Annotated in this window: 10 protein-coding genes; 4 read left to right on the top strand and 6 right to left on the bottom strand. The window is 73.7% G+C overall.

The features are described from left to right. The first annotated feature begins 34 nt into the window (after positions 1-34). From ACZ6TV_RS04020 to ACZ6TV_RS04010, 3 genes are read left to right on the top strand one after another with little or no spacing between them, the layout of a single operon-like run. Positions 35-1480 (top strand): phosphatase PAP2 family protein, encoded by a 1446-nt coding sequence (locus ACZ6TV_RS04020; protein ID WP_465295138.1) that lies wholly within the window; start codon positions 35-37, stop codon positions 1478-1480. Continuing rightward, positions 1477-2988, top strand: coding sequence for a phospholipase D family protein (locus ACZ6TV_RS04015; RefSeq protein WP_465295136.1), 1512 nt, complete (start codon positions 1477-1479; stop codon positions 2986-2988). Before ACZ6TV_RS04020 ends, ACZ6TV_RS04015 begins: the two co-directional genes overlap by 4 nt. A gap of 51 nt (positions 2989-3039) precedes the next feature. Then, positions 3040-3720, top strand: coding sequence for a phosphonatase-like hydrolase (locus ACZ6TV_RS04010; RefSeq protein ID WP_465295134.1), 681 nt, complete (start codon positions 3040-3042; stop codon positions 3718-3720). Between the two features lie 1286 nt (positions 3721-5006). Here the strand turns inward: ACZ6TV_RS04010 and ACZ6TV_RS04005 are convergent. The 4 genes from ACZ6TV_RS04005 to ACZ6TV_RS03990 are packed head-to-tail and all read right to left on the bottom strand — an operon-like array spanning position 5007 to position 11311. After that, positions 5007-6629 carry an acetolactate synthase gene (locus ACZ6TV_RS04005; protein ID WP_465295132.1) on the bottom strand — a complete coding sequence of 541 codons (1623 nt, stop codon included), beginning with the start codon at positions 6627-6629 and terminating at the stop codon, positions 5007-5009. 39 nt (positions 6630-6668) lie between these two features. Next, positions 6669-8843, bottom strand: a complete 2175-nt coding sequence (locus ACZ6TV_RS04000) for an Hsp70 family protein (protein ID WP_465295130.1) — start codon at positions 8841-8843, stop codon at positions 6669-6671. Positions 8844-8876: 33 nt separating this feature from the next. Next, on the bottom strand, positions 8877-10823 hold the full coding sequence (locus ACZ6TV_RS03995) for an Hsp70 family protein (RefSeq protein WP_465295128.1): 1947 nt from the start codon (positions 10821-10823) through the stop codon (positions 8877-8879). Between the two features lie 17 nt (positions 10824-10840). Then, complete coding sequence (locus tag ACZ6TV_RS03990; RefSeq protein ID WP_465295126.1) at positions 10841-11311, bottom strand: DUF6232 family protein; 471 nt, start codon at positions 11309-11311, stop codon at positions 10841-10843. A gap of 62 nt (positions 11312-11373) precedes the next feature. Between ACZ6TV_RS03990 and ACZ6TV_RS03985 the strand changes: the two genes are divergently transcribed. Continuing rightward, on the top strand, positions 11374-12147 hold the full coding sequence (locus ACZ6TV_RS03985) for an enoyl-CoA hydratase/isomerase family protein (RefSeq protein WP_465295124.1): 774 nt from the start codon (positions 11374-11376) through the stop codon (positions 12145-12147). Here the strand turns inward: ACZ6TV_RS03985 and ACZ6TV_RS03980 are convergent. After that, positions 12144-13109 (bottom strand): hypothetical protein, encoded by a 966-nt coding sequence (locus ACZ6TV_RS03980; RefSeq protein WP_465295122.1) that lies wholly within the window; start codon positions 13107-13109, stop codon positions 12144-12146. The genes ACZ6TV_RS03985 and ACZ6TV_RS03980 overlap by 4 nt on opposite strands. Next, positions 13091-14110 carry a transporter substrate-binding domain-containing protein gene (locus ACZ6TV_RS03975; RefSeq protein WP_465295120.1) on the bottom strand — a complete coding sequence of 340 codons (1020 nt, stop codon included), beginning with the start codon at positions 14108-14110 and terminating at the stop codon, positions 13091-13093. Before ACZ6TV_RS03975 ends, ACZ6TV_RS03980 begins: the two co-directional genes overlap by 19 nt. Between the last annotated feature and the right edge of the window lie 3 nt (positions 14111-14113).

Here is a 14113-nt window from a genome sequence, read left to right as displayed (position 1 = left end):
TCTCGTTCTCCCCCGACTGGGCATGCTGGCAAACGTGAGGACCCAGAGAACCGCGCTTTGGCGCATGGCCGGCTTCGGCGCGGCCGCGCTGCTGTTCAGCCTGTTGATCATTGCGGTACGGGTGCGCTGGCTGCCGCTGGAGTCGGTGGACCGGGGCATCGCCGAGTCGCTCAACGCGGCCGTCGCGCCGAGTGACTTCCTGGTGACGCTGATGGGCGGCATCAGCCGGCTCGGCAGTTTCGGCGTCATGGCGTGGCTCGTCGTGATCGGCACCACCCTCGTCGTCGTCCGGAAGCAGTACAAGCTGGCCGGCTTCCTCGTGGCGACCACCGTCGGCGGTCTCATCCTCGACCCGACGCTCAAGCTGGCCGTCGGCCGGCTGCGTCCCGTCGTCGAGCAGCCCGTCGCGCACGGCGGCGGCAACAGCTTCCCGAGCGGCCATTCGCTCAACTCGCTGATCTGCTACACGGCGCTGCTGCTGGTGTTCCTGCCGGCGCTGCGCCCCCGCTGGCGCAGGGCGGCGGTGATCGGCGTCGCCGCGCTCGTCGCGCTGGTCGGCTTCAGCCGGCTGGCGCTGGGCGTGCACTTCCTGTCCGACGTGATCGGCGGCTGGTCGCTCGGCATCGCGTGGCTCGGGCTGTGCGCCACCGCGTTCGAGCTGCTGCGGTACCACGAAGGCCTGCGCGTCACCGAGCCGCTCGAAGAGGGCCTGGAGCCCGAGGCGGCCGACGACCTGCGCCCCACCGAGCCGCACGAGCACCGGCCCGGCACCGCCCGCGCCTTCGCGCTCGGCGCCGTCGCCTGGGTCTTCACGTTCGGCGCGCTGGTCGTGGTCGGGCTGCCGCTGGCGCGGTACCGCGACGGCAACGGCAACGTGCTGTGGGACTCGACGATCCCGCACTGGTTCGCCGCGCACCGCAGCGACCTGCTGGGCCATGTCAGCATCGTCGGCAGCGAGGTCGGCAACACCCACGCGATCCTCGCGATCGGCCTGGTCATCGGCGCGGTGTCCCTCGCGGCGATCCGCCGCTGGCGCCCGGTGATCTTCCTGCTGACGGTCATGTTCGGCGAGCTGACGCTCTTCCTCGCCAGCGCCGCGATCGTCGACCGGGCCCGCCCCGACGTGGAGAACATGGACGGGCCCATGCCGACGTCGAGCTTCCCCTCCGGCCACGTCGCCGCCACGATCCTCATCTGGGCGACCGCCGCCGTGCTCATCATGCCGAGGACCCGCGCCTGGTGGCGCTGGGCGTTCCTGGCCCTGGCCGTGGCGATGCCGCTGTGGGTCGCGGTGTCCCGCATGTACCGCGGGATGCACCACCCGACCGACATCGTGGGTAGCATGCTGCTCTCGGCGCTGTGGCTCACCGCCGTGTACTGGCTGGTCAAACCCAACTGCGACCTGGCCGAGCAGCCGTGCGCCGAGGACGCGCCGGAGCCGGTCGGCGACCTCTCCTCCACGGCGGGTGCGGCGCGATGAAACAGGACTGGTTCCTCACGGAAGAGGAGCGGGGCAACCCGCACACCAGGATCTCGGCGTGGACCGACGGCAACGCCGTGCGGCCGCTGATCGACGGCAAGGCGTACTTCGCCGAACTCTACGCCGCGGTCGAACGCATGGAACGCGGCGACCTGCTGCTGTTCACCGACTGGCGCGGCGACGCGAGCCAGCGGGTCAGCAAGAACGGCCCGACCATAGGGGACGTCCTGTGCGACGCGGCCCGCCGCGGCGTGCGCGTCAAGGGCCTGCTGTGGCGCTCGCACTGGAACGCGCTGCAGTTCAGCGCCGCGGAGAACCGGCGCTTCGCCCGCAAGATCGAAGCCGCGGGCGGCGAGTGCCTGCGCGACATGCGGGTCCGCGTCGGCGGCTCGCACCACCAGAAGCTCGTCGTGCTGCGCCACCCCGGCCGCCCCGAGCTGGACCGGGCGTACGTCGGCGGCATCGACCTCTGCCACGGCCGCCGCGACACGACCGAGCACGAGGGCGACCCGCAGCCCGTGCCGATCACGCCGAAGTACGGCAAGCGGCCACCCTGGCACGACGTGCAGCTGGAGCTGCGCGGGCCGGTGGTCGGCCAGGTCGAGGCCACCTTCCGCGAGCGGTGGGAGGACCCGTCGGCGCTGTCACGCAACCCGCTGCACTGGTTCCAGGGCAAGGTCGAGGACGAGAACCTGGACCCCGACCGGCTCCCGCCGCAGCTGCCCGACCCCCCGCCGGCCGGTGACCTCAGTGTGCAGCTGCTGCGGACGTACCCGTACCGCCGCGGCGGCTACCCGTTCGCGCCCCAGGGCGAGTTCAGCGTGGCCCGCGGCTACGGCAAGGCGGTCCGGCGCGCGCGGCGGCTGATCTACCTGGAGGACCAGTACCTCTGGTCGCCGAAGGTCGCCAGCTGCTTCGCCGACGCGCTGCGCGAACACCCCGACCTGCACCTCGTGGCCGTCGTCCCCCGGCACCCGGACCGCCCCGACAAGTTCGGGAGCATGCCGCAGCTGTACGGCCGTGAGCGCGCCCTCACCATGCTCCGCGAGGCGGGCGGCGACCGGCTGCACGTCTTCAGCCCCGAGAACGCCAACGGCACACCCATCTACGTGCACGCCAAGGTCTGCGTCGTCGACGACACGTGGGTCACCACCGGCTCCGACAACGTGTCGCTGCGCTCCTGGACACACGACTCCGAGCTCACCTGCGCCGTCCTCGACCCCGCCGGCGGCTACGCCCGGGACCTCCGCGAACGGCTCTGCCGGGAACACCTCGAGCTCGACGAGCTCCCGGAAGGCCCGATCGAGGAGATCTTCGACGCCTCCGCCAAGGCGCTGCAGGCCTGGCACGACAGCGGCAAGATCGGCCCCCGCCCCGCCGGCCGCCTCCTGCCGTACCGCCCGCCCCGGGTACGCGGGGGTACCGTGACCTGGGCACGTGTGGTGTACAACACCATCCACGACCCGGACGGCAGGCCAAGGCAGCTGCGCCGGGAGGGTACCTTCTGAACGTTTTGCGCCGTTCACCAACCCGTCTTGTCGGCGTGCTCATATTGGGCGATGACAGCGTGGCAGCTCGCCTGCATCGACATGGCGGGGACGACGGTGCGGGACGACGGCCTGGTCGAGCAGGCCTTCACGGTCGCCTTCGCGGGTGAGGGCATCGCGCCCGGCACCCCGCAGCACGACCGCATGCTCGCCGTCGTGCGCAAGACGATGGGCCAGAGCCGCATCGAGGTCTTCCGCCTGCTGCTCGACGGCGACGAGCAGCGGGCCCAGGCCGCCAACGAGACCTTCGAGGAGGCTTACGGCCTGCTCGTCGACGAAGGCGCCGTCCTGCCCATCCCCGGCGCGCTCGAGGCCATCAAGACCCTGCGCACCGCGGGCATCAAGGTCGCCCTGACCACGGGCTTCGCCCGCGCCACCCAGGAAGCCATCATGGACGCCCTCGGCTGGTGGGGCCAGGTCGACCTGGTCCTCTCCCCCGCCGACGCGGGCCGCGGCCGGCCCTTCCCCGACTTCATGCTGGTCGCCGCTTTGAAGCTGGGCGTCGAGGACGTCCGCCGCATGGTCGTCGTCGGCGACACCCCGCTGGACCTGATCGCCGGCCGCCGCGCCGGCGCCGGCCTCCTCGTCGGCGTCCTCACCGGCGCCGGCGACCGCCAGGCACTGCAGTCCTCAGGGGCGGACGAGGTCATCGGCTCGATCGGCTCCCTCCCCCGCCTCCTGGGCCTCGAATAGCCTGTGCCAGCTGCAGCGGCTGGGCTTGCTGCGGCGGCAAGCCGCCGCGGCGGGGGATTCTCACCCCGCACCCCCAATGCGCCGTGAGCGGCGCACAGCCGCGCGTGCCGCGCCGGCTGGGATCCGCTCACGCGGCATCCCGGTGGCCGGCCACGGCGGCGTGCATCCCCATGATCCGGAAGAGATTTCGTCGCCCTGACGACCAGAAGTCTTCCGGATCACGGCAACCAGGCCCGTCCGGCGGCCGTCCGGCGTGATCCCCATGATCCGGAAGACCTTGTGCAGTCAGAGGTGCGCGAAGTCTTCCGGATCACCGGCGCGGACCCACGCGCGCCGCGATTCGACCTTGCTGTGCCGACCGGGGCAACCCCTTGCTGTGCCGACCGGGAGCGGCCACGCCGTCGCGCTCGGCCGGCCGTGCCCTGAAGACCGAGCGACCGCGAATGAGCTGGAGTTGCCGCGCGGACGAGCAACCTCGCGGGGACGATTCGGCGACTGGGCGACCGCGACCTGGAGACCAAAGGCAGCACCGCCGTGGACGGGCGACCGCGGCACAGCAGCGTCGCAACTGTGCCCGCGCGACGACGGCGGTGTCGGTGGCGTGGCTCGCGACTGCGACCGCCCGACCTCACGACTGCGCCCGACCGTGACCTGGCCGACCAGGACAGCATCGCCGTGGACGGGCGACCGCGCTGTAGAGGCGTCGCAACCGGGCCCGCGTCACCGCGCCTGGGCGACCGCGGCGCGCGGCGACCGGGTCGCGAGCGGTTCGGACGCCGCCCACCACGCGCGAGCTTGCGCTGGTGGCTGGGCTGCGGCGGACGGGCCTCTGGCGACGGCTCACCGGCAGACCGCCCGAGCCGCGGCTCGCTCTTAGCCGCCGGGTGACGCTCTGGCGCACTGGGCGTGAGCGCCCGGACGGGAGTGGGCGCCCCCGGCCCCGGTGCCGGGCGGCCCGGACGGACCCGGGCAGCCACCCGGGCGGACCGGTGGTGGGCAACCGGACGCTCCGGTGGTGGACGCCCGGGCAGCCACCCGGACGCGTGGTAGTGGGCACCCGGACGAGCTTGTGGTGCCCGCTCAGGCGGGCCGTTGCAGCAGCCTGGACAGTCCTGTGGTGGGGGTCCGGACGGCCCGGTGGACGCTCCGGCAGCCACCCGAGCGGGCCGGTGATGGGCGCCCGGACAATCCGGCGCCCAGGCGGGCCGGTGATGGGCGCCCAGGTGGCCCGTGGCAGCTGCCCGGACGGACCTGCGGGGGGGCGTCCGGGCAGCCGGTTGGCGGAGTTATGCGAGGTTGGACGAGCGCGGGTAGGCGTCCTCCGGGTCGGTGAGCACGTTGACCAGATACGGCACGCCAGACGCGAACGCCCGCTCGAACGCGGCGGACAGGTCGCCTGGCTTCTCGACCGTCTCGCCGGCGCCGCCGAGGGCCTTGACGACGTCGTCGTAGCGGAGGCCGGGCTGCAGGTCGGCGGCGACGTCGTAGCCGTAGATGTTGCGCATGGGGTGCTTCTCCAGGCCCCAGATGCCGTTGTTGCCGACCACGATCACGACCGGGAGCTGCTGGCGGGCCAGGGACTCGACGTCCATGAGCGAGAAGCCGGCCGCGCCGTCGCCCATGAGGACGCAGATCTGGCGGTCCGGGTAGGTCACCCGGGCGCCCATCGCGTAGCCCATGCCGGTGCCGAGGCAGCCATACGGTCCCGGGTCCAGCCACGTGCCGGGCTGCGACGGCTCGAGGTACTTGCCGGCGTAGGAGACGAAGTCGCCGCCGTCGCCGATCGTGACCGCGTCCTCGGCGAGGACCTTGCGCAGCTCGCCGTAGACGCGGCCGGGCTTGATCGGGTCGGTGTCGGCCTCCAGGGCCTGCTGCTCGCGTGCCCGGCCGGCGTCCTCCGCGGCCCGCAGCGCCTCGATCCACTCCTCGTGGTCGGCGACGAGGCCGGAGTAGGACGCGAACGCGGCCAGGATCGTCCGGAGGTCGCCGGACGGGGCGGCCGCGGGGGTGACGTGGCCGGCCCGCTGCGACGGCGCGTCGGTGACGTGCACGACCTGCGCGCCGCCGAAGTCGCCGAAGCCCAGCCGGAAGTCCAGCGGGGTGCCGACGACGGCGATCACGTCCGCGCCGCCGAACGCCGCCTTGCGTGCCCGGGAGAACGCCAGCGCGTGCGACGGCGGCAGCGTGCCGCGGCCCATGCCGTTGGCGAACACGGGCACGCGCAGCGCCTCGGCGGCCTCCCGCAGTGCCGCGGTGGCGTGCCCGGCCCACACGTCGGAGCCGGCGATGATGACGGGGCGCTGCGCGGCGGCGAGCAGCTGGGCCGCCCGGGCGACCTCCTCGGGGTCCGCCTCGACCGGCGCCACAGCCGGCGCGGGGCTCGCCTCGACGCCGTCGGCCTGCGAGAACACCACCTCCAGCGGCAGGTCGACGAAGACCGGGCCGCGGTGCGGCGTCAGCGCGGCGAGCGCGGCGGCCTGCATGCGGGCATACACCTCGTCGGTGGCGAGGATGGTCTCCGCGTGCTTGGTGACCGCGCGGACGATCGGCAGGTGGTCCATCTCCTGCAGGCTGCCCGAGCCCCAGCGGAACTGCGGCGCCCGCCCGCCGATCACGACCACCGGCGCGCCGTTGAACGAGGCGCTGGTCAGACCCGAGACGCCGTTGGTGACGCCGGGGCCGGCGGTCAGCACGGCCAGGCCGGGGCGGCGCTGGAGCTTGGCGACGGCCTCGGCGGCGAAGACGGCGGACTGCTCGTGCCGCACGTCGACGATCCGCACGCCGGTCTTGTGGGCGGCGTCATACAGCGGGAAGACGTGGGCGCCGGAGAGCGTGAACAGCTCCTCGACCCCGAAGCCCCGCAATGCCGCGAGGGCCAGGTCCCCGCCGTGCCCGTCGATCTGCGTCATGCACCCTCCTCGATCAGCCTTGACCGATGCGAATGTTACTCACTTTTCACGGCTCGTGGAGACGAACCACTTGTCGGCGGGCGGCGGCCAGCGGTCGGCGGTCAGGTAGAACGAGACATATCCGGCCACGACCGGCGTCGCGATCAGCAGGACGAGCACCAGCAGGGTGAGCATCGCCCGGGCGAACGGCCCCCGCCTCGGCGCCTGCCGCGGCCGCCGCTCGTCACCGCGCGGTGCGGACCGCTGCTGCGCCGGGGCCTGGCGGACCGGGCCGCCGTATTCGTCGTAGCGGGTCGCGGGCTCGGCCGGCGCCCTGCCGCCCGACACGAAGATCTGCCCCGCCGCCCTGTTCGGCGGCGCGGACACCGGCGGCGCCGACATCGGCTGGTTGTACGTGGCCGGCGGGCCCGACATGGGCTGGTTGTAGGTCGCCGGCGGACCGGACATCGGCTGGTTGTAGTTCGGCGGGGCGGAAGCCGGCTGGTTGTAGCCCTGCTGCCCATAGTTGGCCGGCGGCGCCGACGCGGGCCGGTTGTAGCTGGCCGGCGGGGCGGACATCGGCTGGTTGGTGTTGGCGGGCGGCCCCGACGCGGGCTGACCATAGCCCGCCGGGGGCACCGACACCGGCGGCCCGTAGTTGACCTGCTGACCGGCGGCGGGCACGCCATAGCCACCCTGCGTGCCGGTGGCCTGGCCGCCGGCATAGTTGCCGGGCGGCGCCGACGCCGGATAGGCCGGATACCCACCGGCCGCGCCACCGGGCGGCGACGAGACCGGCGGCGCCGACATCGGCACCCCCGACATCGGCGCGGCCGGCTCAGCGGCGAACGTGCCCGCCTCGGGCCACAACGGCGCATCCGCACCCTGAGCCCCCGGACCGCCCCGCTGCCCCGCACCGGACGGAGCCGCACCGACCTGCCCACCGCCGGGCCCACCACCGAACTGCCCACCCGCCGCAGGCCCACCCGCCGCAGGCCCACCCGCCGCAGGCCCGCCCGCCGGAGGCCCGGCCGCCGTGGCCGCGCCGAACTGGGCCGGGGCGCCGGACGCCGGCCTCGGAGGCTGCCAGTCGAAGCCCGGCACCTGCGGAATCACGCCCGTCGCCGGGCCCGGGGCGGGCGCCGCCGTGGCCTGGATCTCCGTCGAGCCGGTGAGCATGCTGCCTTCGGCGACCACCAGCTCGGGCTGCTCGATCACCACCGGGGCGGTGCCCAGCGCGCGGTGCAGCAGCGTGCCGACCAGCGGCATGCGGCTGGACCCGCCGACCAGGAACACGCCCGCGATGCTGCCCTCGCTCAGCTGGGCCCATCGCATGACGCCCTGCGTGACGCGGACGGTCTGCTCCAGCAGCGGCTGCGCGAGGCGCTCCAGCTCGTCGCGGGTGAGGTGCACGTCGATGTTGAGCAGCGGCACCGTCAGGTCGGACGCGGGCTGGCGGGACAGCCGCTCCTTGGCCACCCGGGCGTCGTCGAAGAGCAGCCGCCGGGCCCGCCGGTCCTCGACCGTCTGCGGGCTCATCAGCCGCTGCCACTCCTGCGGGGCCTGCGGCTCGCAGATCGAGGCGATGTGCGCCACGATCGCGTTGTCGACGTCGATGCCGCCGATGTCGTCGCGGCCGTCGACCGCGAGGACCTCGAAGCCGCCCTGGGTGCGGGCGACGACGCTGGCGTCGAACGTGCCGGCGCCGAAGTCGTGGACGACGACGACCGAGCCGACGGGCACGTCCTTGCCGAGCACCTGGGTGAAGTAGGCGGCGGCCGCGACCGGCTCTGGCACCAGCCGCACCTGGCCGAGGCCGGCGGCCGCGGCGGCGTCGGAGACGGCGAGCCGGCGGGTCGCGCCCCACGAGGCCGGGAACGTCACCGTCACCTCGGACGCGACGTCGCCGACGGTGCGCGTCCACTCGTCGCGGACCCGCCGCAGGACGGTGGCGACGAGGTCGTTGACGGGGATCTCCCGGTCGCCGAGCAGCACCGTGCCCTCGTCGATGCGGCGCTTCGGGTTGGGCTCGAAACGGGCGGGCTCCAGCCTGGCGCTGTGCACGGCGTCGCGGCCGACGATGACGGTCCCGCCGGGCTCGGCATAGACGGCGGAGGGCAGCAGCGGCGAGCCGTCGAACAGCAGCGCGCGTGACCGGCCGTCCGGCCACCGCACGACGGCGACGGTGTTGGAGGTGCCGAAGTCGACACCGAGCCGGATCCCTGGCGTTGGCATGCCCCGAAGTCTAGGCGCCGGATGCGACGAAAATTACGCCTCGGTGCTCCCGGCCGCGGGCGCGGGAGACGACGGCCGCAGCGGGCGGACCCAGTCCCGCGCGCTGGGCAGCAGGAGCAGCAGCGCCGATCCCAGATACGCCCCGGTGACCGCCAGCCACGCCGGCTGCCCCGACTCCGCGGCCGTGTACGCGCCACCCCCGGCGAGCAGGGCACACAGCGCGATCGGATACCACAGGTGGCCGTTGCTGCCCCTGCGCAGCCGCCGCGCGCCGTGCGTGTACAGGATCGCGAACGCGAGCGAGCCCAGCCCGGAGTACACGAAGACCTGCAGGCCCTGCCCGGTCAGCTCCTGCGAGTCGGACGCCTGGTACACGACCAGGATCAGCACGACCAGGGCGGTGGAGATGTACATCAGCACGCCGTACAGGGTCAGGAAGCCCGCGGGCCAGCGGATCGCCCCGGGCGCGATCCTGCGCTGCGGCGGCGGCACGGGTGGCATGACGTACTGCGGGACGTAGACCACCTGCGGCGGGGGCGGCTGGTAGTAGACGGGCCGCGGCGGTGGATACGCCTGCCGCGGCGGCATCCGGGGTACGACCGGCGCCGGGCTGAACGGCACGGCACCGGGCGAGACCGGCGCCTGCCCACCCGACACCGGCGCGACACCGGGCATCCCGGCCGCGGGCGACACCGGCGGCGCGACCGGCGACCCGGGCGGCGTGACGGGTGGCGCGACAGATGACCGGGGCGGCGCGAGGGGCGACCCGGGCGGCGTCACCGGGGAGAGCGGCGAGACGGGCGCCACGACGGAGGCCACCGGCGTTCCGGCCGGCACGACGGGCAGCGCGGGTGCGGCCGCGGCGGGCTCTGGTCGTCCACGCGGAGTGCCGGCGGAAGCGGGCGCCGGCAGGGCCTTGGGCTTGTCGACCCGTGCGCCGACCAGGACGCTGCCCTCGGCGACCACCATCTCCGGCTGCTCGATCGTCACCGGCGGCCTGCCGAACGCGCGGTGCAGCTCGGTGGCGACCAGTGGGATCTGGCTCGCGCCGCCGACCAGGAAGATCCCCGCGACCCGCTCGGGCGTGACCCGCGACAGCCGGACGGTCTCGGTCAGCACCCGGACGGACCGCTCGACGAGGGGGCGCGCCGCCGCGTCGAACTCCTCGCGGGTGAGCTGCACGTCGACGTCGAGCAGCGGGACCAGGACCGTGACCGACGAGGTGCGCGACAGCCGCTCCTTCGCCTCGCGGACCTCCTCGCGCAGCGTCCGCGCGGCCCGTGCCTCCTCGACCGTCCCGGGGGTGATCAGCCGCTGCCAGCGATCCGGCGGCAGGGTGCGGCCGATCATCGCCAGGACCACCTCGTCGAAGTCGAGGCCGCCGAGGTCGTCCCGCCCGTCGACGGCGAGGACCTCGAAGCCCTCGGCGGTGCGGGCGACGACGCTGCCGTCGAAGGTGCCGGCGCCCAGGTCGTAGACCACCACGGCCGAGCCGACGGGGACCATGTGGCGCAGGACCCGCACGAAGTAGGTCGCCGCCGCGACCGGCTCGGGGACGAGCGTCGCCTCCGGCAGCTGCGCCGCGCGCACCGCGGCGGACAGCGCCTTGCGCCGGGTGGACGCCCAGTTGGCGGGGTGGGTGACGGTGACCGACGCGGGCGGTCCGCCGGCGGTGCGGGTGAACTCGGCGCGCACCCGCTGGAAGACGGCGACGAGCAGGTCGTGGACGGGCACCTCGCGCTCGCCGAGCAGCACGTGACCGTCGTCGATGCGGCGCTTCGGGTTGGGCTCGAAGCTCGCCGGGGCACGGCGGGCGCTGTGCAGCGCGTCGCGGCCGACGACGAGCTCGCCGTCCTCCCAGAACGTCGCGGACGGCAGCAGCGGCGTGCCGTCGAAGAGCAGCGGGCGGGCCCGGCCGTCGGGCCAGCGGGCCACGGCGACGGTGTGCGACGTGCCGAAGTCCACGCCCAGGGCCACCATGCCCGGAATCCTAAGGGTTACGCGGACTGCTCGACCGCCCGCTGCAGCGCCCGATAGATCTGCCCGAATTTCGGCGCGTCCGTGGTCGAGTAGATCATCGACTCGCCGGACCGGGTGCGGACCCAGATCTCGTGCACGCCCCGGCCGTGGTCGTGCGCCCGGTCGAGCAGGTCGAGCAGCCCTTCGACGCTGAACGCCACGATCCCGCCGATGACGATGATCCCCAGGATGCCGCCCGCGATGTACATCGTGGAGTCCGGCCCGTTGAAGTCGATCCGCCGCGCGGCCGTCCCGGCGGCGATCAGCAGGCCGATGATCAGCACCACCGCGCCGCCCCTGGTCGCCAGCATGTACACCCCCTGCGCCAGCCGCCCCGATCGCTGGTGCCAGATGTAGTTCAACGTCTCCAGCGGATACCACGCGGCATGGACCTGCACACCGTCGGAGCTGATGTGCACCTCGTGGTCGCGGTAGAAGGTGGTCGCCATGGCACATCTGACGGTACGCCGGAATACGCTGCGGGCAACGACAACGACGTTGAGGAGACACAGTGGGCGACAGCAGGCTGGTCCGGCTGGAGATCGAAGATGGTATCGGCACGATCCGGCTGGAGCGGCCGCCGGTCAACGCGCTGAACATCCGGATCCAGGAGGAGCTGCGCGAGGCCGCCGCGGCCGCGACGAGCGACCCCGAAGTGCGGGCCGTCATCCTGTACGGGGGAGAGAAGGTCTTCGCGGCCGGCGTCGACATCAAGGAGATGGCCGGGATGGGCTACTCCGAGATGGCCGCCAGGGGCCCTGTGCTCACCGCGGCCTTCGACGCCGTCGCGCGGATCCCGAAGCCGGTCGTGGCCGCCGTCAACGGGTATGCGCTGGGCGGCGGCTGCGAGCTCGCCCTGACCGCCGACTGGCGCGTCGCCGCCGAGGACGCGACCCTGGGCCAGCCGGAGATCACTCTCGGCGTCATCCCCGGCGCCGGCGGCACGCAGCGCCTGGCGCGGCTGCTCGGCCCGGCCCGCGCCAAGGACCTGATCATGACCGGTCGCTTCGTGAAGGCGCCGGAGGCGCTCGCCATCGGCCTGGTCGACAAGGTCGTCCCGGCCGCCGAGGTGTACGCCGCGGCGAAGGCGATGGTCGCGCCGTTCGTCCACGGCCCGGCACTCGCGCTGCGCGCCGCGAAGCTCGCCGTCGACCGCGGCCTGGACATGGATCTGGCCTCCGGCCTGGCGTTGGAGAGCGAGCTCTTCGCGGCGCTGTTCGGCACCGCCGACAAGGCCGAGGGCATGGCGGCGTTCGTCGAGAAGCGCAAGCCCGACTTCGCCTAGCGACGGCCCTCGCAGCGGGGGTCGACCGGGGCGGGCCTGCGGGTCGGCGCGATCCAGGTCAGGGCGGTCTGCTCGACCGACCAGCCGTGCGCGTCGACCCTGCTGGCCGGCGGGCGCTCCAGCGTGTCGCAGAGGACCTTCGCCTGGATCCGCTCGTTGAGCACGAACCGGACGGTGCCGCCGGTGTCCAGCAGCGTCGTCATCCGGTCGTCGACGGTGATCACCGAGCCGACCAGCAGGCCGTCGTCGGTGTCGACGGCGACGGTCGGCAGGATCGGGGCGCGCAGGAACACGACACCGACGAGGAACGGCGCCGCGAACGCCGCGACCACCGCCGGCCAGTGCGTCACCGGCCTGGCCGCCCACGCCGGCACCGGGCCCGTCAGCAGCGGCGTCACCAGCGGCGGCAGCGCCAGCAGCACGAACGTGACCGGCTCGCCCTCCCGCAGCGCCGAGACGATCGCCGGGCCGAGGAACGCGTACAGCAGCACCGCCGCCGCGAACGGCAGCACCACCCCGGTCGCGGCCACCGCGGGACCCGCCGCGGCGCCGGCCCGCTGCCGCACGACCAGGCCCAGGATCGACAGGGCGACCATGACCAGCAGCGGCAGGAACCGCAGCTGCCAGGTGAGCGCGCCGATCACCAGCGCGACGACGACCACCCAGTCGGGGATCCGCCGGGCGGCCGCGGCCAGCCGCGACGTCGCCGCCGCGGCGGGGTCGCTGAGCTCCAGCAGCGCGCCGAGGACCCGGGTCAGCAGCAGCGTCGCCGGGAACACCCACAGCAGCGCGATGACCAGCGTGCTGAGCAGCCCCAGCGGGCTCACGTACTGCACGAACAGCAGCATCGTCTGGACGTTCTGCCGGCTCAGGTACCACAGCCGCAGCACCAGCAGGACGATCGGGAACGCGGGCAGCAACGGCAGCAGCCACTGCCGGTCGCCTACCTCTCCCACGGCCACTGGCGGACGTCCACCTTCGGCAGCTCGGGCTGGTGGTCGATCGCCACCTGCTGGTTGGGGCTGAACTTCTGCTCGCTGCGCAGGTACCTGTCGTACGCCTGCTCCCACCGGCGGTCGGTGGGGTCGTGGGCGGACCGGTACAGGTACAGGTTCACCAGCGTCTGCAGCGCCTCGTTGTCGCCGCAGTTGACGCCCCACCGCTCGTCGCCGGTGAGCCCGACGTCGTGGTGCGTGAGGGTCTGGCCGCCGTCCTCGGCGACGAACCCGGCCAGGATCGCCGCGTCGGTGGTGACGGCGTCGAACTCCCCCGCCTTCAGCCCGGCGACGCAGGCGCTGATCTCGTTCTTGCCGGACAGGGTCACGCCGGCGTTTCTCGCGACCTCGCTGGACGTCGATGTGGCCAGGGTGCAGACCCGCTCGCCACGCAGGTCCTCCAGGCTGCTGACCGGTTTGTGCGCCTTGAGCGTGACCACCGACTGCTGGGTGCTCAGGTACGGCCCGGCGAAGCGCACCCCCGGCTGCTCGGCCCGCTCCTTGGTGATGCTGAAGCTGGCCACGACCAGGTCGACGGTGACGAACCTGCCGTCGCCCGAGCGGGCCTGCATCCTGGCCCGGTCCTCGGTCTCGATCGACAGGAAGCGGACCTGGTCGGGGCGGAACCCGAGGTCGCCGGCGATGAGGTAGGCGATGTCGATGTCGAACCCGGCGTACTCGCCGGTCGTCCTGTCGCGCAGGCTCACGCCCGGGGTGTCGTCCTTGACCCCGATCAGCAGCTCGCCGCGCCCGCCGATCGCGCGCTGCCGCAGGTCCGCCTCGGACGGCGGGCCGACGTCGATGACCACGACGACCGCCACGACGATGACGGCGACGAGCACCACGATCCACGCGACCAGCCGCGCGACCCTGGTGCGGCGGACCGGTGGGGGGTCGGGGTCGGGGACGGGAGCGGGACCGGGGTCGGGGTCGGGGTCGGGGTCGGGGTCGACGATGGGATCGGCCACCGT

This window comes from Dactylosporangium sp. NPDC051087 (assembly GCF_055586325.1).
The sequence above is the reverse complement of the archived record's forward strand: the minus strand, read 5'-3'. Positions and strand labels throughout refer to the sequence as shown.

Coding starts and splice junctions, on each gene's coding strand:
- ACZ6TV_RS04015 (WP_465295136.1), top strand. CDS start 1,477: ATGAAACAGGACTGGTTCCTCACGGAAGAGGAGCGGGGCAACCCGCAC.
- ACZ6TV_RS04010 (WP_465295134.1), top strand. CDS start 3,040: ATGACAGCGTGGCAGCTCGCCTGCATCGACATGGCGGGGACGACGGTG.
- ACZ6TV_RS04005 (WP_465295132.1), bottom strand. CDS start 6,629: ATGACGCAGATCGACGGGCACGGCGGGGACCTGGCCCTCGCGGCATTG.
- ACZ6TV_RS04000 (WP_465295130.1), bottom strand. CDS start 8,843: ATGCCAACGCCAGGGATCCGGCTCGGTGTCGACTTCGGCACCTCCAAC.
- ACZ6TV_RS03995 (WP_465295128.1), bottom strand. CDS start 10,823: ATGGTGGCCCTGGGCGTGGACTTCGGCACGTCGCACACCGTCGCCGTG.
- ACZ6TV_RS03990 (WP_465295126.1), bottom strand. CDS start 11,311: ATGGCGACCACCTTCTACCGCGACCACGAGGTGCACATCAGCTCCGAC.